This window comes from Aequorivita sp. CRS11, from assembly GCF_059693805.1.
The window spans coordinates 153564-178943 of record NZ_JCATIG010000004.1 but is presented as its reverse complement, the minus strand read 5'-3'; the positions used below and the strand labels follow the sequence as shown (position 1 = coordinate 178943).

Here is a 25380-nt window from a genome sequence, read left to right as displayed (position 1 = left end):
AAACTACAAAAAACTGAAATTCAACACTTTAAAAAATATAGAAATTTTACCCCTCCCTTCGGGAGATTCGGGGTGGGCTTATAATTTTTGGCTCAAATTAAACCAACCGCCACCATTCATAGCCTCAATGCCATTGCTTTTGAGAATTCCTGCGGCACTTGCGCTACGCATGCCGCTGGCACAGCAGGCAATTACGGGTTTATTCCATTTTTTTATTTCGCCAATTTTTGAGGAAATATTTTGAAGGGGAATATTTTTAGAGCCTGGAATTGCCCCGCTTTCATATTCACCTTTACTGCGAACATCCACAATGATGGCCCCTCGGCTTTTAAAATCCTGAATTTTCTTTGTCTTGTTTCCGAATAAAAAATCAAATAGTCCCATAAAATATATTTTGTCACCTTGAGGAGCCTGCCCTGAGCGAAGTCGAAGGACAGTCGAAAGGTTTTTTTAGTTAATAACTTCTTTAGTTTTCATTTCTAAAAGTTCCATTCCACCTTCAATTAAATGTGCCACTTTTGGGCGTTGTTTTTTCAAATTTAGTAGGTGTTTCAATACTTCTTGCGAAAAATCTGAATTGTTTTCTGAAACCAATTCATAAATTTCCAGCGGAAGCAACCAATCAGTTGGATGATTTTCTCCCAAAATTTTAAAGATTTGCTGAAGTTTTGTCGTATTAATTTCTTCAGAATTACGAATTTCCCGAACCTTTTTGTAAAGCGAATTCAGTTCAATTTCTTTTTCAGAAAGTTGGGGTCGGATGGTTTCGCTGGTAGCATTGTGCGTTTCCAAATCAAAGGAATTATAATCTGCTGCCCCCGCAAAAGCTGAAACTATTTCCTTGCCCACAGCCATGTCAAAATCGCCCATTTCTGGTGAAAACAGTACTTCGTTTTTATACTTTACGGTGCAATCCGTAAACTGGATCAGCATCAATTCACCACGAAGGTTTCGTATTCCGGTAACGTTCAAACCTGCAACCGTTATTCCGCTTTCAAATTCAAATTCAATTGGTTTTCCGTCGTAAAAATTATAGGCTTGCAAATCGCGCGGCCCCATATTTTCAATAGCTAGATTGATGCCTTTCAATTTTCCCAAAGGCGAACGGAAACCTTTTTTATGCCGAAGTATTCCGTGGCCAATCACTTCTTTTTCACGGTAGGACAGCGCGGTTTCGCCTTCGGTTTCAAAATAAACAACCTCGTTGTCTTCGTTTTTTATCATTCGACTGAAATTACCGCTTATTTGAAGTCCGGTACTGATTTCAATCGTGCCAAGTTGTTTCGACTTTATCAATTTTTTCAATCCACGCCATCCGCCTTTTCGAACAGCCATGGTATTTGCAAATTCTTCCAAAACTTCCTGCAAATAGGCAAAATCTGGCGTAATATAAAGTTGCGGCTGCGGTTTTGTAATGTCAAAATCTTGGTATGCAGCATCAATTGAGTAAGGAATTTTTTTCACTTCATCTTTCATACACCAAACACTTTCACCGATAGAAGAAAGCAATCCTGCTCCATAAATTTTTGGGTTTTCAACCGTACCGACCATCCCGTATTCCACAGTCCACCAATGCAAATTTCGAATCAAAGAAATCTCGGAAGGTTTCACTTTTTTGTTTTGAAGTTCTTCCACACGCGCTTCTGCAGCGTTTATCAATTCCTGCGAAATGCCTTCGGCTTCCTTTAAAATGGAGAGCTCGCGAACAGCTTCGTACATATCAATATCGTGTGCGCTGGAAATTGCTTTCGCGCCCACTTCCCCAAAACGACGCAGATATTCCGCATAATCCGGACTGGCAATAATTGGGGCGTGGCCCGCGCCTTCGTGAATAATATCAGGAGCTGGCGTGTATTCTATGTTTTCAAGTTGGCGGATGTCACTAGCAATTACAAGCACTTTATACGCCTGAAATTCCATAAACGCGTTCGGCGGAATAAAGCCGTCAACAGCAACCGCAGCCCAGCCAATTTCCTTTAAAATACGGTTCATCCCGTACATGGAAGGAATTTCATCTATGGAAATACCAGTTTTTTTGAGGCCGCCCAAATAACTTTCGTGGGCAACCTTTGCGAGATAATCCACGTTTTTTCGCATCACATAACGCCAAACCGCTTGATTTATGGGCGTGTATTGCTCATAGTTTTGTGGTTTTATGTACTGTTTTAAATGTGGCGGCAAACGGTCCAACAATTCGTTGGTTTCAATTTTAATTTCCATAGTTCAAAAGTAATTGGTTTTACTTTGAAAACATATTGCTCCATCTCCTTTTTCAGGGGAAGGTGGATTTTTTGCCCTTCGCGAAAAATTCGGAAAGGGTAATTGATACTTGTTTTGTAAATTGCAGCAACAATGAAAACAATCTCCCGAAAAGAAGAAATAATACGAGTTGCTTCCCGTCTTTTTTACGAAAAAGGATACAAAACGGTTTCCATGCGAGACATCGCGACCGCAATGAATATAAAAGCTGCGAGTCTTTACAATCACATTAATGGCAAGCAGGAAATACTTTCGGAAATCATTCTGAAATTGGCAGAAGAGTTTACTGTTGGAATGGAAAAAGTGGTTTCTGAAAACATTTCGGCAATTGAAAAAGTGGAGAAAGTTATTGAAATGCACGTTGATATTACTGTGAATTATTCCGAGGCGCTTGCCGCATTGAACAATGATTGGATGCATTTGGAAGAAGAAGATTTGAAGGCTTTCGTGAAAATGCGGGAAGATTATGAAGAAAATTTTCGAAAAATCATAAAACAAGGCATTGATGCAGGTGAAATAAAAGCTTATCATCCCGAAGTGATTCTGTTTTCAATACTTTCCACATTGCGAACGCTGTATTTGTGGTATCAAAAACGTGGAAAAATAGATGTAAATATTTTGAAAAAAGATATGGTTTCAGTGCTCATTAAAGGAATAAAATAGGATGTGAGTTCGAGCGCAGTCGAGAACTATCACGCGGCGTCTCGACTGCACTCGACGTGACAGAAGTTAATAATTTGCAAGTTAAACTAACAAGCGTTAGTTTTGTTAGCTTAATTCGACAAAAAACAGGTGGCAAAATTTCATAAAATAAAAGTAAAGAACGTTTACAAAGAAACCGACGATTGCTCGGTAATAACCTTTGACGTTCCCGAAGAGTTGGCTGAAGAATTCAACTTTAGGCAAGGGCAGCATTTAACTTTAAAAGCGGACATTAATGGTGAAGATACCCGCCGCTCTTATAGTCTGTGTTCCAGTCCAATTGATAGGCAATGGCAGGTGGCTGTAAAAACAATTCCCGGAGGTAAATTTTCAAGCTTTGTGAATTCAAGATTACAGGCTGGAGATACGTTGGAAATTATGGAACCAAGCGGAATGTTTGGTGTGGAAATTGAACCTGAAAAAGCCAAAAACTATTTGTTTTTCGCCGCCGGAAGCGGGATTACCCCAGTGCTTTCAATGATTAAAACACATTTGGCATTGGAGCCCAAGGCAACTTGTAAGCTGTTTTATGTGAATAGGACGGCGAAATCCATTATCTTTAAAGAAGCTTTGGAGCAATTGCGAAACCAATTTTTTGGCAGATTGGAGATCTATTATTTCCTTACAAAGGAACGCCGCGATATCGAACTTTTCAACGGCCGTTTTGATGATGAAAAGATGCAGGTTTTAACCAAAACCTTTATTGATATTCCTGATACTAGCGAAGTATTTTTGTGCGGTCCAGAAGAAATGGTGAGCTACGTGAGCAACTATTTGGTGGAAGCAGGTTTGCCAAAAGAATTGATTCATTTTGAACTGTTCGTAACTGGCCTTACCGAAGAAGATAAACAACGCGCCGAACGTTTGGCACAGCAAAACGTGGAAGGCGTTGAAGTGACCATTGTGGATGCTGGAAAGGAATTCCAATTCACAATGACTAAGGATTTTGATAATATCCTAGATGCGGCTTTGGCTGCCGGTGCCGATTTACCATTTGCCTGCAAGGGCGGAGTTTGCAGTACATGCAAATGCCAAATTGTGGAAGGCAGCGTAGAGATGAAAATTAATTATGCTTTGGAAGAAAAGGAAGTGGCGCAAAACTATGTATTGAGTTGCCAAGCAGTTCCCACTTCGGAAAAAGTAAAAGTAGATTTTGATGTTTAATCCCCGAAAATGTGGGAATCTCAATATTTTTAGTAGAGAATATAAATTAAGCGATTATGAGTGAAAAGAATATTAAGAACTTAGAAGAAATTTTCGAGGCTCGCATTGCACGCGACGAAAAGATAGAGCCGAAAGATTGGATGCCAGAAAAATACAGGCAAACCCATATCCGGCAGATAAGCCAGCATGCCCATTCCGAAATTATTGGGATGCTCCCTGAAGGAAACTGGATTACCCGTGCGCCTTCATTACGCAGAAAAGCTGCGTTGCTTGCAAAAGTACAAGATGAAGCAGGCCACGGATTGTATTTATATTCAGCTTGCGAAACGTTGGGCATTTCGCGGGATGAGCTATACGAACAGCTTCACAGCGGAAAGGCGAAATATTCTTCAATTTTCAATTATCCAACCATTACGTGGGCCGATATGGGTGCGATTGGTTGGCTGGTTGATGGCGCGGCGATTATCAATCAGGTGCCGCTGTGCAATACTTCTTTCGGTCCATATGCAAGAGCAATGGTTCGCGTTTGTAAGGAGGAAAGTTTTCACCAAAGACAGGGTTTTGAAATTATGTTGACGCTTTGTCGTGGTACCGAGGAACAGAAAGCAATGGCGCAGGATGCACTAAATCGCTGGTGGTGGCCAAGCTTGATGATGTTGGGACCTACGGATGCCGAGTCGGTTCACACAGAGCAATCCATGAAGTGGAAATTGAAACGCAAAAGCAATGACGAACTTCGCCAGCAGTTTATAGATCAAACTGTTCCCCAAGCGGATTTACTGGGAATCACGGTTCCCGATCCAGATCTAAAATGGAACGAGGAAACCGGCCATTATGATTTTGGTGAAATAGATTGGGATGAATTCTGGCAAGTAGTAAAAGGCCATGGCCCCTGTAACAAAGAACGCATGAACGCCCGTGTTAATGCGTGGAATAATGGAGAATGGGTCCGCGATGCCGCAATGGCTTACGCAGAAAAGAATGCAAACAAAAAAGTAGCTAAAGCAAGTTAAAAAATGCCGTAAGACAATAGGACTTAAGACGTAGGACAATTTATTTATAGTCTTACATCCTTAGTCTTAAAGCGAAGCGGTCTTAAGTCCTAATACTAAAATCTAATATCTGATGACTGAAAAGAGAAACTGGCCCCTTTGGGAAATATTTGTCCGCAGTAAAAACGGATTGGAGCACCGCCACTTCGGGAGCCTTCATGCCGCCGATGCAGAAATGGCCTTGGAAAACGCCCGCGATGTTTACACACGCAGAAATGAAGGCGTAAGTATTTGGGTGGTAGAAAGTAAACACATCACCGCTTCAAACCCAGAGCAAAACGGGGAAATGTTTGAGCCAGCACAGGATAAGGTTTATCGTCATCCTACTTTTTACGATTTGCCTGACGAAGTAAAACATATGTGATGTTAATTGTTTGCCACCTTGAGCGCAGTCGAAAGGTTTTTGATGAACGAATTTAAACTTTAAATGAAAAACCAAAATCTCTATAATTACATTCTAACAATAGCCGATAATTCCCTAATACTCGCACAGCGATTGGGTGAATTGTGCGGTCACGGCCCAAGTTTGGAAACAGATATTGCACTGACCAATATTTCCTTGGATTTACTCGGGCAAACTCGCAGTTATTATCAGTATGCCGCCAAAATTTCTGGAGAAGATAAAACCGAAGACGATATCGCGTTCCTAAGAATAGAAAGGGAATATAAAAACTGCTTGCTTGTAGAACAGCCAAATACACATTTTGGTTACGTTATTGGTCGTCAATTTTTATTTGATGTTTATCACTTTATGTTGATGGAAAAACTTCAAAATAGTAAAGATGAAACTTTGACGGCAATCGCAAAAAAAAGCATTAAAGAGGTGAGTTACCACAAACGCTTTTCCAGTGATTGGATAAAACGATTAGGTGATGGGACCGAAGAGAGCAATGTAAAAATGCAGGAAGCAATTGATGATCTATGGCGATATACTGACGAACTTTTCTTAATGACCGAGGCTGAAAAGATTATGGTGAAAGAAGGCATTGGTATTGATGTTTCATCCTTCAAAGAAAAATATTACGAAGAAGTTGCTGAAGTTTTAAAAGATGCAACCCTCAATGTTCCCGAGAACAAATATTTCACCAAAGGTGGAAAAGAAGGGGTTCATACAGAACATATGGGCTATATTTTGGCCGATTTGCAATACATGCAACGCACCTATCCAAATATGACTTGGTGAAGAAATGCCACACTGAGCAGCCTGTCCTGAGCTCAATCGAAGTTTATTCTTAATTTGATTAAAAACTTGTTGACCAAAACCGCAAATATCGAAACACAATTGATCCCAGTTCTGGAAACTGTTTCAGATCCTGAGATTCCTGTGCTTTCTGTTTTGGATTTGGGCGTTATTCGCGAAGCTATTGAAAGGGATGGAATGGTTCAAATAAAACTCACGCCTACGTATTCAGGTTGCCCAGCAATGGATGTGATTGCGGATGATTTAAAAAAAGCCTTTTCAGAAATTGGAAAAAAAGCGGAAGTTGAATTGGTTATTTCCCCAGCTTGGTCCACAGATTGGATTAGCGAAGAAGGATTGAAAAAAATGGAGGAATACGGTATCGCCCGTCCTCTTTCAGAATCGCACGACAAAGACGTTTTGCTCGGTGAAAAAAAGATGGTCAAATGTCCGCAATGCGGAAGCACGAACACACATCTTGTGAGCCAATTTGGTTCCACGGCCTGCAAAGCGCTTTTTAAATGTGATGATTGCCACGAACCGTTTGATTACTTTAAATGTTTAAAATAAATTCAAAAATTTCAACCTGAGCAGCCTGTCCTCAACAGTGATAACGGGTCTCTTAAAACTTTAAAAAATTGAGTAAAAGCATAACCACCCAAATAGAAAATAAAGTAGCAACCCTAACACTAAATCGCCCCGAGGTTTTCAATAGCTTCAACCGCGAAATGGCGTTGTTGCTTCAGAATGAATTGGACGCTGTCGAAAAAAATTCAGAAGTGCGCGCAATTATCATCACAGGTAGCGGAAAAGCATTTTGTGCCGGACAGGATTTAAAAGAAGTCACTTCGCCAGAATTGAACCCCGGTTTCAAAAAAATTCTTGAGGAACATTATAACCCGATTATTCAAAGAATCCGAAATATTGAAAAACCAATCATTGGTGCAATCAATGGCGTTGCTGCAGGTGCCGGGGCTAATATAGCTTTGGCTTGCGATGTGGTCGTCGCTTCGGAATACGCAAGTTTTATTCAGGCTTTTAGTAAAATCGGATTGGTCCCAGATAGTGCAGGAACTTTCTTTTTGCCACGGTTGGTTGGTTTTCAAAAAGCTTCGGCATTGATGATGCTGGGCGATAAAGTTTCTGCAACCGAAGCCGAAAAATTGGGGATGATCTACAAGGTAGTTTCTTCTGAAAATTTTATTGAAGAGGTGAATAATATTGCCTCCATTTTGGCAAATATGCCCACCAAAGCGTTGGGCTTAACTAAACGTTTGCTGAATAACTCTATGCAAAATTCTTTGGAGGAACAATTAAATTTGGAAAGCGAACTTCAAATAGAATCTGCCCAAAGTGAAGATTATGCAGAGGGTGTCGATGCATTTGTGAACAAAAGAAAACCGAATTTTAAAGGAAATTAAATGATTAAGAAAGTTGGAATAATTGGCGGAGGTACGATGGGAAGCGGCATAGCACAAGTAGCTGCCAAGGCCGGATGCTCCGTAAAATTATACGATACAAAAACCGAAGCGCTTGAAAAGGCCAAAGCTGATCTGGAAAAAATAATGGATCGTTTGGTGGAAAAGGAGAAAATCGATTCCCAAGAAAAACTACGTATCCAAAACAATATAAAATATGTCAATTCTCTAAAGGAACTGAAAGATTCCGACTTAACAATAGAAGCGATTGTTGAAAATTTGGAAGTGAAAAAGAACGTTTTTTCAACGCTTGAAAAGTTTGTGAGCGACGATTGCCTCATTGCCTCAAATACTTCTTCTTTATCGATTGCTTCAATTGCTTCGTCGCTTAAAAAACCGGAACGCTGTATCGGGATTCACTTTTTTAATCCCGCACCATTGATGAAATTGGTTGAAGTTATCCCTTCAATTCAAACTTCGGAAGAAACCTTAAAGATTTCAGTAAAAACAATTAAAGATTGGGGAAAAACCGTTGCCGTTGCTAAGGACACGCCCGGGTTTATAGTAAATCGTGTTGCGCGGCCTTTTTATGGCGAAGCCCTTCGCATTTATGAAGAATGTATGGCTTCTTTTTCTGAAATAGATTTAGCAATGAAGGATATTGGTGGTTTCAGAATGGGCCCTTTCGAATTGATGGATTTTATAGGAAACGACGTGAATTACACCGTTACCGAAACCGTTTTTGAAGCCTTTTATTTCGACCCGCGTTACAAACCTTCCTTCACCCAAAAGCGTTTTGCCGAAGCAGGTTATTTGGGTAGAAAAAGTGGAAAAGGGTATTATGATTATTCCGAAAACGGACAAATGTCAGCTCGAGTGGAGTCGAGAACGAATTCCAAAGAAAAAATTTCTGCTGAAATTATTTTCGAAAGAATCCTTGTAATGTTAATTAACGAAGCCGCTGATGCGCTTTTTTGGAACATCGCTTCCGCAGAAGATATTGACAATGCAATGACCAAAGGGGTAAATTATCCCTGTGGTCTTTTATCTTGGGCAGATAAAAAAGGAATAGATTGGTGTGTTAGGAAAATGGACGAACTTTACAATGAATATCACGAAGACCGTTACCGTTGTTCGCCGCTGTTAAGAAAAATGAATAGTGAAAACAAAACCTTCTTTTAAATGCTTGAAGCAGAAAAAATACCAATAAAGATGCTAAGTCAAGACGCTTTCAGTTCTTGGCTTGGTATTGAAATATTGGAAGTGGAAAAAGGGAGATGTAAAGTTGCTATGACCGTCCGTAAAGAAATGCTGAATAGCATGGACAAGGCGCACGGTGGTATTAGTTATAGTTTGGCAGATACCGCATTTGGCTTTTGTGCAAATACGCATGGAAAATATGCGGTTTCTATTGAAACTAGCATAAACCACATTGAAGCTTTAAACGAAGGTGATTATCTTACAGCAGAATCGGTCATTGAAAAAGTAGGCAATAAATTGGGCTTCAATATTGTTGAAGTTAAGCGCGGGGATGAATTGGTAGCGCTTTTCAAAGGCGTCGTTTATAGAACTAGCAAAGATTGGGAATAAATGTAAAAATCTATCAAAAACTAACGAATACATAGAAATTATGAAATGGCAAGGAAGAAGACAAAGCGGTAACTTAGACGACCGTCGCGGAATGAGCAAAGGCAAGTTGGCTGCTGGTGGCGGAATAGTAGTAACTTTAATTGTGCTTGGATTACAGTTTTTTGGAGGTGAAACCGGAAAACAACTTGCGCCCATCGTGGAACAAATAGGAAACAGCCAAACTGTTCAGCAAACTGAGCAGCGGGAACTTACCGCCCAAGAAAAGGAAATGGGAAACTTTATGGCTACAGTTTTGGCCGACACCGAAGATGTTTGGAACCAAATTTTTAGCCAAAACAATATTGGGGATTACAAAGAACCCAAAATGGTTTTGTTTACCGATCGTGTAAGTACTGCCTGTGGAAATGCAAGCTCAGCTTCGGGTCCGTTTTATTGTCCTGCCGACCAACAGGTATATATGGACTTGGCGTTTTTTGATGAATTAAAAACCCGTTTTGGAGCCAAAGGAGGTGATTTCGCAATTGCTTATGTAACAGCCCACGAAATAGGCCATCACGTACAGACGCTGCTTGGAACTAACCAAAAAGTGAGTCAATTACAACGACAAACCAATAAAACCGAAGCCAACAAACTTTCAGTTGCGCTGGAGCTTCAAGCAGATTTTTATGCAGGACTTTGGGCACATTACAATCAGGAATATTTAGAAGAAGGTGACATTCAAGAGGCTTTAAGCGCAGCAAATGCAGTAGGTGATGACGCTATCCAAAAAAGATCACAAGGAGATGTGCAACCCGATAGTTTCACTCATGGAAGCTCTGAACAACGTATGAAATGGTTTATGAAAGGCTATAAAACCGGAGATATAAACCAAGGAGATACCTTTTCAGAAATTTTAAATTAAAAGAATGAAAGAAGCATATATAATTGACGGAATAAGAACACCAATCGGTAGTTATCAAGGAACGCTGAGCGCTGTAAGAACAGATGATTTGGCGGCATTGGTAATTGCCGAAATTGTAAAAAGAAACCCAAATATTCCGAAGGAAGCTTACGATGATGTAATTTTGGGTTGTGCAAACCAAGCGGGCGAAGACAATAGAAACGTTGCCCGTATGGCTTCACTTTTGGCAGGTTTGCCGGTAACCGTTCCCGGCGAAACTGTAAACAGACTTTGTAGCAGCGGACTTTCGGCAATCATCCATGCCAATCGGGCGATTAAAGCTGGTGATGGTGATCTGTTTATTTCGGGCGGGGTTGAAAATATGACACGAGGACCATACGTGGTTGCAAAACCATCCTCTGCTTATGGGACAGATGCCAAAATGTGTGATTCCAGTTTTGGTTGGCGCTTCGTAAACCCAAAAATGGCCGAAATGTACGGCACCGATGGAATGGGAAATACGGCCGAAAATTTGGTTGACAAACATAACATTAACAGGGAAGATCAAGATGCGTTTGCATATCATTCGCAGATGAAAGCCACAAAAGCGCAAGAGAACGGACGATTGGCAAAAGAAATTGTTCCCGTGGAAATTCCGCAGCGAAAAAAAGACTTGATTATATTTAAAGATGATGAATTCATCCGTCCCGAAACCACAAAAGAAGTTTTGGCGAAATTGCGTCCCGCTTTCAAAAAAGATGGAAGTGTTACGGCGGGAAATTCCTCTGGTTTGAATGATGGTGCAGCCGCAACCATTATCGCTTCCGAAGAGGCTGTGAAAAAATACAATTTAAAACCAATTGCAAGAATTGTAAGTTCCGCTGTTGTTGGTGTTGAACCGCGGATTATGGGTATTGGCCCTGTGGAAGCTTCCAACAAAGCTTTGGAAAAAGCAGGTTTGACGATGGAAGATATGGACGTGATTGAATTAAACGAAGCTTTTGCTTCACAAGCCTTGGCGTGCATCCGCGAATGGGGATTAAAGGATGATGACCCGCGCATCAACCCAAACGGTGGTTCTATCGCAATAGGTCATCCACTTGGAGTTACTGGCGCAAGAATCGCATATTCCGCTGCTTTGGAACTTCAGCTTCAAAACAAAAGATATGCGTTGATCACAATGTGTGTGGGCGTTGGGCAAGGTTATGCGGCGATTATTGAGCGAGTTTAAAAATGATTGCCATTCTACTTTAATGTGGAATACTAAAAATTTTAAAAATGAAAAAACTACATAATTACATAACAGGACAATGGCTTGAAGGAAATGGTGCAGGCGTGCCGATGCACGATGCCATAACTGGTGAAGTCATTGCGCTTTCTGATACCGAAGGACTTGATTTTGCTGAGATTCTTCAATATGGAAGAACAAAAGGCGGTGAGGTTCTTCGGAAAATGACGTTTCAAGAACGTGGCAATATGTTAAAATCCTTAGCGCTGCATTTAGTAAAAAAGAAAGCTGATTTTTATGAAGTAAGCTATCGAACCGGCGCAACAAAAGTTGACAGTTGGATTGATATTGAAGGTGGTTTCGGAAACTTATTTGCCAATGCTTCTCTTCGGAAATTATTTCCAAACCAATCCTATCATGTTGAAGGAGATCCAATAGACTTATCTCGTGGCGGACGTTTTATGGCACACCATATTATGGTTCCAAAACGTGGTATTGCTATTCATATAAACGCTTTCAATTTCCCTGTTTGGGGAATGTTGGAAAAGTGTGCGGTAAACTGGATGGCGGGCGTTCCAGCAGTAGTAAAACCTGCAACAAACACTTCGTTTTTAACTGAAGCCGTTGTCCGTGAAATTATCGCTTCCAAAATTTTGCCCGAAGGCGCATTGCAATTGATTACAGGTTCTGCCAGAACTATTCTCGATAGCGTGGAATCACAGGATGTGGTTACGTTTACAGGTTCTGCAACTACAGGACGAATGCTGAAAGCACACAAAAGAATTATAGAGGAAGCCGTTCCATTTACGATGGAAGCCGATAGTTTAAATGCTTCCGTTTTGGGAGAAGATGCTGTTCCGGGAACACTTGAATTCGATCTTTTTATAAAAGAAGTCCGAAATGAAATGACGGTAAAATGTGGCCAAAAATGTACCGCAATTCGCCGTGTGATCGTTCCTGAAAATTTAGTTGAAGATGTACAAATTGCCCTTGGAAATGCACTTTCAACAGTAACCATCGGTGATCCCCGTTTGAAAGAAGTGCGAATGGGCTCTTTAGTGAGTTTAGATCAGGTTAAGGAAGTTAGGGAGCGCGTTCAAGAATTATCCAAAACCGCAAGTATTGTTTACGGCGATTTGGACAAAATAGATGTCATTGGCGCTGATGCGAAAAAAGGTGCTTTCTTGGCTCCAATATTACTTCGCGAAGATCATCCATTTAGAAATTTGTCTGTACACGAAACCGAAGCATTCGGTCCAGTGAGTACTATTATGCCTTATAAGAATTTGGATGAAGCAATTGAATTGGCTAAAATGGGGAAAGGTTCTTTGGTTTCTTCTATCGCAACAAATGACGATAAAATTGCAAAAGATTATGTAATTAACGCCGCTTCCCATCACGGGCGGATTTTAGTATTGAATCGCGAAAGCGCAAAGGAAAGTACGGGTCACGGTTCGCCCTTACCAAGTTTAGTACACGGAGGTCCGGGACGTGCTGGTGGAGGTGAAGAAATGGGTGGAATGCGTGGAATAAAACATTACTTGCAACGCACGGCTATTCAAGGTTCGCCAACCACTTTAACGGAAATCACAGGAATTTATCAAGCAAACGCAAAGTATAAGGAAGCTGAACAACATCCGTTTAAATATCATTGGGAGGACATCGAGCCCGGAATGTCACTGAAAACCAACAACCGTACTCTTACGGATACTGATATTATCAATTTCGCCAATCTTACTTGGGATCATTTTTATGCGCATACAGATATTACTTCGCTTGACGGCAGTATTTTTGAAAAGCGAACCGCCCACGGTTACTTTATTATTTCGGCGGCGGCAGGATTGTTTGTTTATCCAAACAAAGGTCCGGTTGCAGCAAATTACGGTTTGGAAGACTGTCGATTTTTACGTCCGTTATATCACAATGACACCATTTATGTGCGATTGACGTGTAAACAAAAAGTTGATAGAGACGTCGCTTCCGCAGAACATCCCAGCGGAATTGTAAAGTGGTTTGTTGAGGTTTTTGATACCGAAGATGAATTGGTAGCCGTTGCAACAATTCTTACGATGGTTCAAAAGAAACAGGAAACTTTTGTTGAAATGACTGATGAAAAAATTCAGGAATTTTTAAATAGACTAACCGAAGACACTAAGCCAAAGTGGGGCATCATGACGCCACAGCATATGTTGGAGCATTTGGAATATACCTATAAAATTGCTTCGGGAAAAATTCAGGATTTTGAAGTTGCAACGCCCGAAAAGATTTTGGAAAAAGTACACGCCAGCCTTTATAATTATGACAAATTTCCACGGAATACAAATTTCCCCCAATTGGAAAAAGACAAACTTGAAGATTTAAAACACTCCGATTTAGCAACGGCTAAGGAGAAATTTCTCGAGGAAAGGGATGCTTATATAAATTATTTCAAAGAAAATCCTGACGCTAAATTGAACAATCTTGTTTTTGGTGAAATGAATCGTTATGAATGGTATTTGTTGGAACGAAAACATTTGAACCACCATTTTGAGCAATTCGGACTAATTTAAATTTAAAAAATTTTGGAACAACCCTACGTAAATAATAAAATAGAAAACGGAATCGCGACAATCGAATTTTTTCACCCTGCGCACAATAGCCTGCCGGGAGATTTGTTGGCAAAACTCGCAAATACAATCACAGATACTGGAAAAAATTCAGAAGTAAAAGTAATTATTCTAAAAAGCGGCGGCGACAGAACTTTTTGTGCGGGTGCAAGTTTTAACGAATTGATAAACATAAACGACCCAGAAACGGGAAAGGTTTTTTTCAGCGGGTTTGCAAACGTTATAAACGCGATGCGCAAATGCCCAAAATTCATCATCGGTAGAATTCAGGGGAAAACCGTGGGCGGTGGCGTAGGCGTAGCTTCGGCGACAGATTATTGTATGGCTACAAAATTTGCGGCAATAAAATTGAGCGAGTTGAATGTGGGAATTGGTCCCTTTGTAGTTGGCCCCGCCGTGGAAAGAAAACTTGGCCTGAGCGCGATGAGCCAAATTGCAATTGATGCCAATACTTTTTACGAAGCTGAATGGGCACGCCAAAAAGGATTGTACAATCAGGTTTATGATTCGGTGGAAGAGTTGGACGAAGCCGTTCAAAAATTCACTGAAAATCTTTGTAATTACAATCCAGAAGCAATGAAAGAGATGAAAAAAGTATTTTGGAGCGGCACGGAAGATTGGGATGAATTGCTTGCTGAAAGGGCTGTCATTTCTGGAAGATTGGTTTTGAGTGATTTTACAAAAGAAACGTTGAAACGATTTGAATAAAATATGATTTATTCTTTCAAAGGCCATATTCCAGTAATCCACGAAAGCAGTTTCGTCCATCCATTGGCAGCCGTTACTGGCAATGTAATTATTGGGAAAAACTGCTACATAGGTCCAGGAGCGGCAATTCGTGGTGATTGGGGTGAGATTATTTTGGAAGATGGCGTAAATGTGCAGGAAAATTGTACTGTTCATATGTTTCCTGGGAAAAGTATTGTTTTGAAGGAAAGTGCACATGTGGGTCACGGAGCAATAATTCACGGTGCCAATTTGGGAAGAAATTGTTTGATCGGAATGAACAGCGTAATAATGGATGATGCCGAAATTGGCGATGAATGTATCGTTGGCGCAATGAGTTTTGTGAAGGCTGAGGAAAAATTCCCAAAGCGGAAATTGATTGTCGGCAACCCTGCAAAAGCCATTAAGGATATTTCGGATGAAATGATTGTGTGGAAAACTGCGGGAACCCGATTGTACCAACAATTGCCAACGGATTGCCACGAAAGCTTACGAGAAGTGGAGCCGTTGCGGGAAATTCCGAAGAACCGACCAAAGCAGGAAGATTTTTATAAAACTATTTCTGAATTCAGAAAAGAGAAAAAAGAATAAAGACAACTATGTCGAAAACAGAATTCAAAATGCCCAAAATGGGTGAAAGCATTACCGAAGGAACGATTATCAATTGGCTGGTAAACGAAGGCGATTCTTTTGAAGAAGGCGATATTTTATTGGAAGTTGCAACCGATAAAGTGGACAACGAAGTTCCTGCGCCGGCTTCCGGCAAAATGTTGGAACATAAATTTAAGGCGCAAGATATTGTTCCCGTTGGGGAAGTGATTGCTATTTTGGAACTTTCAGTTGAACAAGGAGTTTCAAAATCTTCAAAAGATGTTTCTCAAAAAAGTGTAACTAAAAGCCAAACTACCGAAAAATCTAAAGCGCAAAAGCAAGTCTCAAAACCTGCTTCTTTTAAAGTAAACGAAAACGTTTTTATTTCACCTTTGGTTGATAGCATTGCTCGAAAAAACCACATCAGTTACGAAGAATTGGCTCGAATTTCGGGAACCGGAAAAGACGGCCGTATACGAAAAAGTGATGTTTCAAATTATATTGAAAATGGACGTCCATTTCAGTTTTCGCAAGCCGTTCCAGAAGTTTCGGGATTTCAGATTCCCGATTTGAAATTCGATAAAGGAAAAGGCAAAATTGTGGAGATGGACCGGATGCGCCAGATGATTGCAGACCATATGGTTTTCAGTAAGCACACTTCGCCTCACGTAACTGCATACGTAGAGGCAGATTTGACCGAAATGGTTACTTGGCGAACTAAAAATAAAGAAGCTTTTCAAAAAAAACACAACGAAAAACTCACGTTCACGCCATTATTTATTGAGTGTGTGGCAAAGGCAATTAAAGATTTCCCGATGATCAATTCTTCACTTGACGGAAAAAATATTATTGTAAAAGAAGATATAAATATTGGAATGGCTACCGCACTTCCTTCAGGAAATTTGATTGTTCCTGTTGTAAGAAATGCCGATAAAAAAGATTTAAAAGAATTGGCTAAAGCCACTGGAGAATTGGCTGGAAAATCTCGCGACAATAAATTAAAAAGCGATGACACCTCAGGAAGCACCTTTACTATAAGCAACGTAGGTACTTTTGGAAGTTTGATGGGGACACCAATTATAAACCAACCCGAAGCCGCAATTTTAGCTACAGGCATCATTAAAAAACGCGCTGAAGTAATGGAGCGTGAAAGTGGCGATACTATCGAAATTAGGCAGATGATGTATCTTTCCCTTTCCTTTGACCATCGAATTGTGGATGGGTATTTGGCAGGTTCGTTCTTACGAAGAATTGCGGATTATATGGAGAAATTTGATACCAATAGAAAAATTTAACAATTATCTGGTCGAGCTTAGGCGAGACCTTCTTAAGTATAGATAAGTGAATATTTCAAAAGACATATTAAAAAAAGCCTTCAAAAATCTCGTTACCGCAAAGGCTATGACTGAGATTTATGAAGAAAATTTTAAAACCGTTTCAAAATACGTGCATGCCACTTCGCGCGGGCATGAAGTAATACAGATAGCTGTTGGGATGCAACTTTTGCCTCAGGATTACGCATTTCCCTATTATCGCGACGACTCGATGTTATTGTCTATCGGGATGAAACCGTATGAGCTGATGCTCCAGGTTTTGGCAAAAAAAGACGACCCATTTTCGGGCGGAAGAACGTATTACAGCCATCCAAGTTTGAAGGATGCCGACAAGCCAAAAATCCCGCACCAAAGTTCAGCCACGGGAATGCAGGCCATTCCAGCTACAGGTGTTGCAATGGGGTTTTGGTATAAAGAATCGTTTAAGGCAGAATTTAAAAATGAAACTTCTGAATCTCCAATTGTAGTTTGCAGTTTGGGGGATGCTTCCGTAACCGAAGGTGAAATTGCCGAAGCCTTTCAAATGGCAGCTTTAAAACAGTTGCCAATTCTATATTTGGTGCAGGATAATGGTTGGGACATTTCGGCAAATGCGGCGGAAACCCGCGCGCAAAATGCTTTTGAATACGCTGCAGGTTTTCACGGTTTGGAAGCGGTTTCAATAGACGGAACCGATTTTGAGGAAAGTTATACTACAATTCAAAATGTAATTTCAAAAATTAGAAAGGAAAGAAGACCGTTTTTGGTTCATGCAAAAGTTCCGCTTTTAAATCATCACACTTCTGGGGTTCGGATGGAATTTTACCGCGATGATCTTGATGAAGCCAGAAGTCGCGATCCTTATCCAAAGTTGAAGAAATTGCTTTTGGAAAATGATTTTTTAGAAAAAGATCTTTCGGAAATTGAAAGTATTACAAAAAAGGAAGTTGCGGAAAGTCTAGAAAATGCCTTAAAAGCAGAAGATCCAAAGCCTGAAGATCTTTTTACGCACGATTTTGCACCAACTGAAATTACCGAAGAAAAAGGCGAAAGAAGTCCGAAAGGGGGCGAAAAAGTTGTGATGGTAGATTGCGCGCTTTTCGCAATTGAGGAGTTGATGGCTAAACATCCCGAATGTTTATTGTACGGGCAAGATGTTGGCGGACGTTTGGGCGGCGTTTTCCGCGAAGCGGCAACTTTGGCTCAAAAATTTGGAGACAATCGCGTTTTTAATACGCCAATTCAAGAAGCATTTATTGTAGGAAGTACCGTTGGTATGAGCGCTGTTGGTTTAAAGCCAATCGTTGAGGTTCAATTTGCAGATTATATTTGGCCCGGACTTAACCAACTTTTTACCGAAGTTTCCCGAAGCTGTTATCTTTCAAACGGAAAATGGCCGGTTTCAATGATTTTACGTGTGCCGATTGGCGCATATGGCAGCGGTGGGCCGTACCATTCCTCTTCCGTGGAAAGTGTGGTTACAAATATTCGCGGGTTGAAAATTGCGTATCCGAGCAACGGAGCCGATTTGAAAGGATTGCTGAAAGCTGCCTATTACGATCCAAATCCGGTTGTGATCTTTGAGCATAAAGGTCTGTATTGGAGCAAAGTTAAAGGCACAAAAGGCGCAACTTCATTAATGCCTTCGGAAGATTATATTTTGCCGTTCGGAAAAGCTTGGGTATTACAGGAAATCTGGAAACAGGAGGAAGAAGAAACACTTTCCATCATTACTTATGGAATGGGTGTGCATTGGGCGATGAACGCTTCCGAAGAACTTGGAATGCAGGATAAAATTGAAATTGTGGATTTACGAACCCTTCATCCTTTGGATTATGAAACAGTTTTCAAAAGCGTAAAAAAATGCGGAAAATGTTTAATTGTAACAGAAGAGCCTTCTGAAAACGGTTTCAGCAGAGGGCTTCAGGGAAAGATTCAAGAGGAATGTTTTCAGCAATTGGATGCACCGGTGATGTTGATTGGTTCTGAAAATATGCCCGCGATTCCTTTGAATTCAGTATTGGAAGAAACCATGATTCCTTCCACGGAAAAAGTAAAGAAGAAGATTTTGGAAATTTTAAATTACTGATTAAACATTAAACTAATTTTAACCTCTAACTTTTGATAAGCCTTCCTCTTTTTGGGAAGGTTTTTTTTATTCCTTACTCTCTATCTTTATTATCCTCGTGAAAAACAAGCGGATGGTCTTTTTCCTCCAATCCCACAATTTTAATCATATTTATAACTGTGTTATAAAGCATCAATATTACAGAAACCATACCGCCGCTGAGCAATGAAGAAAGGAAAAGCGTGGCCCAATAAATATTGGAATACCAGGTAGTAGGCAATTCTTCAGATTCGGTGATGGGAATGTTGAATATTTGAAAAAGGATAATCGCTATTACAAATAGGATAGTATCCAATTTAGCAATTGCCATTACTTGGGTATAATGTTCTTTTTTCAATTTTGATTTGGATCCAGAGCTTATTCCCAAAAGGGTTAGCAAAAGCGCCAAAATAGTTGCAGAAGCTAGCACAATGGTATTGCAGAGCATGTTGATTCCGGGCAGGGATGAAGTTATCAATTTTTTTGCCTCATAGCCTGAAATATTTCCCAAAAGGAAAACACCCGCTCCTGTAATAATAGCGGCAATTAAACCCCCATACAATGATCGCTGGTTATATTTTGAAAGTTTTATCATTTCTTTTAGCAGGTATTGTTTTTCATTCGTTGAATTACATCATTGGTTTGCTTCAGCAAAGATTAAAGTAAACTGAATTTATTTTTTAATAATAAAAACTTTTTTATTGAATTATAAATTTTAAACTTTTTTTGGAAGTGAGCTCCAAAAATTATTTATAAAGATAAAAAAAAGGCTTTTATACATTTTGCATAAAAGCCTTCTTGAAATTAGTTCTTGAGCGTTCCTGGCGGATATTCCGCTAAAATTTTCATCACAATTTCACGAATACGTTCTTCCTTTTTTTCCATATTGCTCGTTACTAAATCTGCGCTACCCATTCCTTGCCAAACTAAATTATTTGTTTTGGCGTCAATCAAATCGATATAAAGGGTACCTTCGGTTGAGCGAGAAACATTGCTTCCGCCATAATAACCTCCATAATACCAAGGGCTCCAACCCCAACCCATACCAAAATTGTTGTTGTAAACGTCAATGCGTTCCCGCTCTTTGGTGAAAATGCTAACGAGTAAATCTGGAGTTTCAGATTTTGACATTCCTTTTACGGTAAGATTTTCTTCAATGGCTCGAAGAATACGTTTTTTGTCGAGGTCGCTGATCTCGGCTTTGTCAATCCCTGGTTTAAAAAAGGCGAAGGAATTGTACTGATTAAAATTTGCTTCTTTGTCGAAATCCGTTGCCACACGAACGGTGGCGCAGGAAGCGAAAACAAAAAGAAACAACAGCGGTAAAAATTTAAGTGCTTTCATCTTTTTCTTTTTTTTAGCCACGAATGCACGAATATTTTTAATTAGTGAATTCGTGGTCGGTTTTTTTTAGGTGAATAATTTATCGTCAACAAAATTGGGAAGCGTAACCTTTAATTTCGGATTGTTTTCCATCGCGCGTTTTATTGCGAAAACAGCTTCGTCATTTCGTGCCCAACTGCGTCTTGCTATTCCGTTATTCACATCCCAGAAAAGCATATTTTCTAAACGTCGTTGCGCATCTTCACTACCATCAAGAACCATTCCGAAACCGCCGTTTATCACTTCTCCCCAGCCTACGCCACCACCGTTGTGGATGCTTACCCATGTTGCGCCGCGAAAGCTATCGCCAATTACGTTTTGGATTGCCATATCAGCCGTAAATCTGCTGCCATCATAAATATTTGAAGTTTCGCGATATGGCGAATCCGTTCCTGAAACATCGTGATGGTCGCGACCTAAAACAACTGGCCCAATTTTCCCTTCGGAAATAGCTTTGTTAAATGCGGAAGCAATCTGCACACGCCCGTCAGAATCTGCATAAAGAATACGTGCCTGTGAACCAACAACCAATTTATTTTCCTGCGCCCCTTTTATCCAAGTAATGTTATCCTGCATTTGCTGCTGAATTTCTTTTGGCGAATTTTTCATCAGTTCTTCCAAAACTTCACAGGCTATTTCATCGGTTTTTTGAAGATCTTCCGGTTTGCCCGAAGCACAAACCCAACGGAAAGGTCCAAAACCATAATCAAAGCACATTGGGCCCATAATATCTTGGACATAGGATGGATATTTGAATTCTTTGCCTTTTTCTTCGGAAAGAACATCAGCGCCAGCACGTGAAGCTTCCAAAAGGAAAGCATTTCCGTAGTCGAAGAAATAAGTGCCTTTTGCAGTGTGTTTGTTTATTGCCTCAACTTGGCGGCGCAAACTTTTTTGTACTTCCTTTTTAAATTGATCTGGATTGTTTGCCATCATTTCATTGGCTTCCTCATACGTTAACCCAACAGGATAATAACCACCAGCCCACGGATTGTGAAGTGAGGTTTGGTCGCTTCCGAGGTCGATGTGGATATTTTCCTCCGCAAATTTTTCCCACACTTCAACGATATTTCCATCGTAAGCGATTGAAACGGTTTCTTTATTTGAAGTTGCCTCTTTCACACGTTTTGAAAGTTTTTCCAAATCTGAAATAACTTCATCCACCCAGCCTTGGCTGTGTCTGGTTTCAGTAGCTTTTTTATTCACTTCGGCGCAGACCGTTACGCAACCTGCAATATTTCCAGCTTTAGGTTGTGCGCCGCTCATTCCACCAAGCCCGGATGTTACAAAAAGACCGCCTTTTGTTTCTTTTTTAATTTTTCTGAAACCATTCAAAACCGTAATTGTGGTTCCGTGAACAATACCCTGTGGGCCAATGTACATATAGCTCCCCGCCGTCATTTGGCCGTATTGCGTTACGCCCAAAGCATTGAATTTTTCCCAATCGTCCGGTTTGGAGTAATTCGGAATCATCATTCCATTGGTAACAACAACGCGCGGCGCGTCTTTGTGTGAAGGAAACAACCCTAACGGATGACCGGAATACACAACTAATGTCTGTTCATCGGTCATTTCCGAAAGGTATTTCATCACCAAAAGATACTGCGCCCAATTTTGAAAAACGGCACCATTTCCACCATACGTAATCAATTCGTGTGGATGTTGGGCAACAGCATAATCCAAGTTGTTTTGGATCATCAGCATAATTGCTTTTGCCTGTTCACATTCTCCGGGATATTCTTCAATAGGCCGTGCGTAAATTTTATAATCTGGTCGGAAGCGGTACATATAAATCCGTCCATATTTTTCCAATTCCTCGCGAAATTCGGGTAGGAGCGTGGCGTGATTTTTTGGCTCAAAATAGCGAAGCGCATTGCGAAGCGCAAGTTCTTTTTCTTCTTTTGAAAGAATGTCTTTTCGCTTTGGCGCATGGTTTATAGATGTATCGTAAGATTTCCTTTCGGGTAAAAAGGAAGGGATTCCTTGTTGTATTTGTTCTTTAAAAGTCATTTTTTAAATATGTTTTATTGATGCTTTCCGGTTTTCTTGTCGAATCCGTAGGGACAATGCCTGCAACCACTTTCACAGCAATATCCGCGTTTTAAGTGGTATTGTTCCGTAAAACATTTGTAGCCTTCGGGTGTGAGGTAAAAATCACCTTCTTCGAGCTCTATTTTTTTCTTTGGGAAAAGCATTTCACAAAAGTAAGGATTTCGAGGCTGAAAGTTTTAAAATTGAACCAAATCCGATGTTTCGGGATTTAAGCGTTAAATTTGCAATATCAATTCCAAAGAAATGACAAAACACAAAGCTGGATTCGTAAATATTATTGGAAACCCAAACGTGGGCAAAAGCACGCTGATGAACGCTTTTGTGGGCGAGCGGCTTTCTATAATCACTTCCAAAGCGCAAACCACCCGCCACCGCATTTTGGGAATTGTGAACGGCGATGATTTTCAAGTGCTTTTGAGTGATACACCCGGAATCATAAAACCTGCGTACCAACTGCAGGAAAGTATGATGGATTTTGTGAAATCAGCTTTTGAGGATGCCGATATTCTGCTGTATCTGGTTGAATTGGGCGAAAAGGAATTGAAGGATGAAGCGTTTTTCAATAAAATAACAAATTCAAAAATCCCTGTTTTACTACTTATAAATAAAATTGACAAGGGCAATGAGGAATTACTTTCCGAAGCTTTAAAAATGTGGCAGGAAAAAGTTCCGAACGCTGAAATATTTGCTGTTTCGGCGCTGCAAAATTTTGGGGTTCCCGAAGTTTTCAATCGAATAATTGAATTGCTCCCCGAATCGCCTCCGTTTTATCCCAAAGACCAATTGACCGATAAACCCGAACGGTTTTTCGTAAACGAAGCCATTCGCGAAAAAATATTGATGCACTACAAAAAGGAGATTCCCTATTCCGTAGAAATTGATACGGAGGAATTTTTTGAGGACGAAACCATCATCCGCATCCGCAGTGTAATAATGGTGGAACGCGAAACCCAAAAAGGAATCATTATCGGTCACAAAGGTTCTGCATTAAAACGTGTTGGTGTTGAAGCTCGAAAGGATTTAGAAAAATTCTTTGGAAAACAAATCCATCTCGAACTTTATGTGAAGGTGAACAAAGACTGGCGAAGTAATGAAAAGCAACTTCGTAGATTTGGATACAATCAAAAGTAAAACTCCAAAAGTAAAATCACAAATCCCAAAGCACAAATCGTAATTCACTAAAGAATAATTTTTGGAATTTGGGATTTGTGATTTGGAATTTTACCCGATGGTTTCTGTCATAAACCCGTAGAGTTCCCGCATTCCGGGTTTTCCTTTTTTCTTGCCCATCACGCCTGCAAAATACAGTAGGATCCACGCCAAAACCAAAACTATTGCAATCCCGACTTGAAGCGTTATCGGGTTTTCCATATTGTAGTTTGAATACAGCCAAGTTGCATTTACCATAAAAAGAATGCCTACCGCAACGTGCAGAAACATAAACATGGTCCAAACTGTTGGGTTTGGTCCAAAAAATCCGTGCAGACTACACGAATTTTCATCTTTTTCAGAAATTTCCAAATGCAATTGCGGCGACCAAAAATGCTGTTCCTTATTTGGAAGTTTTATAAAAATGTGATCGTCCACACAGGAAACTATAAATTTATTTTGGTTTTTTTTTGTTTCCGAAAATTTTGCAAGCAATTGTGAAGAAGGTTGTTCAAGTTCCATTTGGAAACGAGGTCGCAAAACTATTTCATTAGAAAGCATTCTTTATTATTTATTTTTAAAGCCGTTAAAATAATATTTTTTCTGCCAACTAAAAGCTATTTTTGCACCCTAAATTTAAGATTATGAGCATTGTTGCCGTAGTAGGAAGACCGAATGTAGGAAAATCCACTTTTTTCAATAGATTGATTCAGCGTAGAGAAGCCATTGTAGATGCGGTGAGCGGCGTTACGCGTGACCGTCACTACGGAAAAAGCGATTGGAACGGGAAAGATTTTTCGTTGATTGACACTGGAGGATATGTAAAGGGCAGCGATGATATTTTTGAAGCCGAAATTGACAAACAAGTTGAATTGGCAATTGACGAAGCCGATGCGATTATCTTTATGGTTGACGTGGAAAGCGGCCTTACCGGAATGGATCAAGAGGTTGCAAAACTACTCCGCCGTTCAAAAAAGCCAATCTTTTTAGCAATCAACAAAGTGGATGCAGCTTCCCGCGTAAACGATGCTTTGGAGTTTTATTCACTTGGTTTTGAAAATCAATACAATATTTCTAGTATCAACGGTAGTGGTACCGGCGAATTATTGGACGATCTTGTAAAAGCATTGCCAGATAGAGAAGAAGCGGATGACAGCGAGCTTCCGCGTTTTGCAGTTGTTGGTCGTCCAAATGCTGGAAAGTCATCATTTATAAATGCCTTGATTGGGGAAGAGCGATATATTGTGACGGATATTGCGGGTACAACGCGTGATAGTATTGATACAAAATACAACCGTTTTGGGTTTGAGTTCAACTTGGTTGACACTGCTGGAATCCGCAAAAAAAGCAAGGTAAAGGAGGATTTGGAATTTTATTCAGTAATGCGAAGCGTTCGTGCCATTGAACATTGCGATGTAATTATTTTGGTTTTTGATGCCACCCGCGGTTTTGACGGGCAGGTTGAAAATATTTTTTGGCTGGCACAGCGAAACAATAAAGGGATTGTGATACTTGCCAACAAATGGGATTTGGTTGAAGACAAAGAAAGCAGCAGCGTGAAGGATTATGAAAAATACATCCGCCAGCAATGTGAACCTTTTGTGGATGTGCCAATAGTTTTTATTTCTGCGCTTACAAAGCAACGTATTTATAAAGCCATAGAAACTGCCGTTGAGGTTTATGAAAACCGAAGTAAAAAGATTAAAACTAGCGAGCTGAATGAAGTGATGCTGCCTATTATTCAAGCCTATCCGCCACCTGCTTACAAAGCGAAATACGTAAAAATAAAGTTCTGCACGCAGTTGCCAACTCCTTATCCAAGTTTCGCCTTTTTCTGCAACTTGCCGCAATATGTAAAAGATCCGTACAAGCGTTTTATTGAAAATAAATTACGTGAAAACTTCGATTTTTCGGGAGTTCCGATTACGGTTTATTTTAGAAAAAAGTAAAAAACTTTCCTTTTCTATAGGGTAATTCTTC

25 protein-coding genes are annotated in these 25380 nt (G+C 40.2%); 18 read left to right on the top strand and 7 right to left on the bottom strand.

Translation table 11 applies throughout. The features are described from left to right. Window positions 1–78: 78 nt before the first annotated feature. Together AC58DT_RS09450 and AC58DT_RS09445 are read right to left on the bottom strand one after the other, a co-directional pair. Window positions 79–384, bottom strand: a complete 306-nt coding sequence (locus tag AC58DT_RS09450) for a rhodanese-like domain-containing protein (RefSeq protein ID WP_497216605.1) — start codon at window positions 382–384, stop codon at window positions 79–81. 66 nt (window positions 385–450) lie between these two features. Then, entirely contained in the window at window positions 451–2220 is a 1770-nt protein-coding gene (locus AC58DT_RS09445; RefSeq protein ID WP_497216604.1) for an aromatic amino acid hydroxylase, read from the bottom strand. 132 nt (window positions 2221–2352) lie between these two features. On the opposite strand from AC58DT_RS09445, the gene AC58DT_RS09440 reads away from it, so the two are divergent. From AC58DT_RS09440 to AC58DT_RS09365, 16 genes are all read left to right on the top strand, one after another. Further along, the gene (locus tag AC58DT_RS09440) at window positions 2353–2922 is read left to right on the top strand and encodes a TetR/AcrR family transcriptional regulator (protein WP_497216603.1); all 570 of its coding nucleotides are present in this window, start codon (window positions 2353–2355) and stop codon (window positions 2920–2922) included. Between the two features lie 129 nt (window positions 2923–3051). After that, on the top strand, window positions 3052–4125 hold the full coding sequence (locus AC58DT_RS09435; RefSeq protein WP_497216602.1) for a 2Fe-2S iron-sulfur cluster-binding protein: 1074 nt from the start codon (window positions 3052–3054) through the stop codon (window positions 4123–4125). Between the two features lie 56 nt (window positions 4126–4181). Next, window positions 4182–5138: a 1,2-phenylacetyl-CoA epoxidase subunit PaaA gene (paaA, locus tag AC58DT_RS09430; RefSeq protein WP_497216601.1), complete on the top strand. Its 957-nt coding sequence runs from the start codon at window positions 4182–4184 to the stop codon at window positions 5136–5138. 112 nt (window positions 5139–5250) lie between these two features. Beyond that, entirely contained in the window at window positions 5251–5541 is a 291-nt protein-coding gene (paaB, locus tag AC58DT_RS09425) for a 1,2-phenylacetyl-CoA epoxidase subunit PaaB (protein WP_497216600.1), read from the top strand. 63 nt (window positions 5542–5604) lie between these two features. After that, a complete protein-coding gene (gene paaC / locus AC58DT_RS09420; RefSeq protein WP_497216599.1) occupies window positions 5605–6360 on the top strand; it encodes a 1,2-phenylacetyl-CoA epoxidase subunit PaaC in 756 nt (251 codons plus the stop codon). A gap of 66 nt (window positions 6361–6426) precedes the next feature. Beyond that, window positions 6427–6927 carry a 1,2-phenylacetyl-CoA epoxidase subunit PaaD gene (gene paaD / locus AC58DT_RS09415; protein WP_497216598.1) on the top strand — a complete coding sequence of 167 codons (501 nt, stop codon included), beginning with the start codon at window positions 6427–6429 and terminating at the stop codon, window positions 6925–6927. Window positions 6928–6995: 68 nt separating this feature from the next. After that, a complete protein-coding gene (locus tag AC58DT_RS09410) occupies window positions 6996–7778 on the top strand; it encodes an enoyl-CoA hydratase-related protein (protein WP_497216597.1) in 783 nt (260 codons plus the stop codon). After that, window positions 7779–8957 (top strand): 3-hydroxyacyl-CoA dehydrogenase NAD-binding domain-containing protein, encoded by a 1179-nt coding sequence (locus AC58DT_RS09405; RefSeq protein WP_497216596.1) that lies wholly within the window; start codon window positions 7779–7781, stop codon window positions 8955–8957. Then, complete coding sequence (locus AC58DT_RS09400) at window positions 8958–9365, top strand: PaaI family thioesterase (RefSeq protein ID WP_497216595.1); 408 nt, start codon at window positions 8958–8960, stop codon at window positions 9363–9365. A 40-nt stretch (window positions 9366–9405) separates the two neighbouring features. Beyond that, complete coding sequence (gene ypfJ, locus AC58DT_RS09395; protein WP_497216594.1) at window positions 9406–10266, top strand: KPN_02809 family neutral zinc metallopeptidase; 861 nt, start codon at window positions 9406–9408, stop codon at window positions 10264–10266. Between the two features lie 4 nt (window positions 10267–10270). Beyond that, the gene (gene pcaF / locus AC58DT_RS09390; RefSeq protein WP_497216593.1) at window positions 10271–11476 is read left to right on the top strand and encodes a 3-oxoadipyl-CoA thiolase; all 1206 of its coding nucleotides are present in this window, start codon (window positions 10271–10273) and stop codon (window positions 11474–11476) included. 47 nt (window positions 11477–11523) lie between these two features. After that, on the top strand, window positions 11524–14022 hold the full coding sequence (gene paaZ / locus AC58DT_RS09385) for a phenylacetic acid degradation bifunctional protein PaaZ (protein WP_497216592.1): 2499 nt from the start codon (window positions 11524–11526) through the stop codon (window positions 14020–14022). 12 nt (window positions 14023–14034) lie between these two features. After that, window positions 14035–14787, top strand: coding sequence for an enoyl-CoA hydratase/isomerase family protein (locus tag AC58DT_RS09380; RefSeq protein WP_497216591.1), 753 nt, complete (start codon window positions 14035–14037; stop codon window positions 14785–14787). A gap of 3 nt (window positions 14788–14790) precedes the next feature. Continuing rightward, complete coding sequence (locus AC58DT_RS09375) at window positions 14791–15396, top strand: acyltransferase (RefSeq protein WP_497216590.1); 606 nt, start codon at window positions 14791–14793, stop codon at window positions 15394–15396. 8 nt (window positions 15397–15404) lie between these two features. Continuing rightward, window positions 15405–16691: a dihydrolipoamide acetyltransferase family protein gene (locus AC58DT_RS09370; RefSeq protein ID WP_497216589.1), complete on the top strand. Its 1287-nt coding sequence runs from the start codon at window positions 15405–15407 to the stop codon at window positions 16689–16691. A gap of 106 nt (window positions 16692–16797) precedes the next feature. After that, window positions 16798–18798, top strand: a complete 2001-nt coding sequence (locus AC58DT_RS09365) for an alpha-ketoacid dehydrogenase subunit alpha/beta (RefSeq protein ID WP_497216846.1) — start codon at window positions 16798–16800, stop codon at window positions 18796–18798. Window positions 18799–18871: 73 nt separating this feature from the next. Here the strand turns inward: AC58DT_RS09365 and AC58DT_RS09360 are convergent, their stop codons facing one another. The 4 genes from AC58DT_RS09360 to AC58DT_RS09345 all read right to left on the bottom strand — a co-directional run bounded on the left by AC58DT_RS09360 (window position 18872) and on the right by AC58DT_RS09345 (window position 22394). After that, window positions 18872–19411, bottom strand: coding sequence for a hypothetical protein (locus tag AC58DT_RS09360; RefSeq protein WP_497216588.1), 540 nt, complete (start codon window positions 19409–19411; stop codon window positions 18872–18874). A 209-nt stretch (window positions 19412–19620) separates the two neighbouring features. Beyond that, window positions 19621–20160 carry a DUF4136 domain-containing protein gene (locus AC58DT_RS09355; protein WP_497216587.1) on the bottom strand — a complete coding sequence of 180 codons (540 nt, stop codon included), beginning with the start codon at window positions 20158–20160 and terminating at the stop codon, window positions 19621–19623. 66 nt (window positions 20161–20226) lie between these two features. Further along, on the bottom strand, window positions 20227–22209 hold the full coding sequence (gene hutU, locus AC58DT_RS09350) for a urocanate hydratase (protein ID WP_497216586.1): 1983 nt from the start codon (window positions 22207–22209) through the stop codon (window positions 20227–20229). A gap of 14 nt (window positions 22210–22223) precedes the next feature. Then, window positions 22224–22394: a C1orf53 family protein gene (locus AC58DT_RS09345; RefSeq protein WP_497216585.1), complete on the bottom strand. Its 171-nt coding sequence runs from the start codon at window positions 22392–22394 to the stop codon at window positions 22224–22226. 100 nt (window positions 22395–22494) lie between these two features. Here AC58DT_RS09345 and era point away from each other — a divergent pair, with 100 nt between their 5' ends. Further along, the gene (gene era / locus AC58DT_RS09340) at window positions 22495–23382 is read left to right on the top strand and encodes a GTPase Era (protein ID WP_497216584.1); all 888 of its coding nucleotides are present in this window, start codon (window positions 22495–22497) and stop codon (window positions 23380–23382) included. 90 nt (window positions 23383–23472) lie between these two features. On the opposite strand, the gene AC58DT_RS09335 is transcribed toward era, so the two are convergent. Next, complete coding sequence (locus tag AC58DT_RS09335) at window positions 23473–23961, bottom strand: GTP-binding protein (RefSeq protein WP_497216583.1); 489 nt, start codon at window positions 23959–23961, stop codon at window positions 23473–23475. Between the two features lie 80 nt (window positions 23962–24041). Between AC58DT_RS09335 and der the strand changes: the two genes are divergently transcribed. After that, window positions 24042–25349 (top strand): ribosome biogenesis GTPase Der, encoded by a 1308-nt coding sequence (gene der / locus AC58DT_RS09330; RefSeq protein WP_497216845.1) that lies wholly within the window; start codon window positions 24042–24044, stop codon window positions 25347–25349. Window positions 25350–25380: the final 31 nt, after the last annotated feature.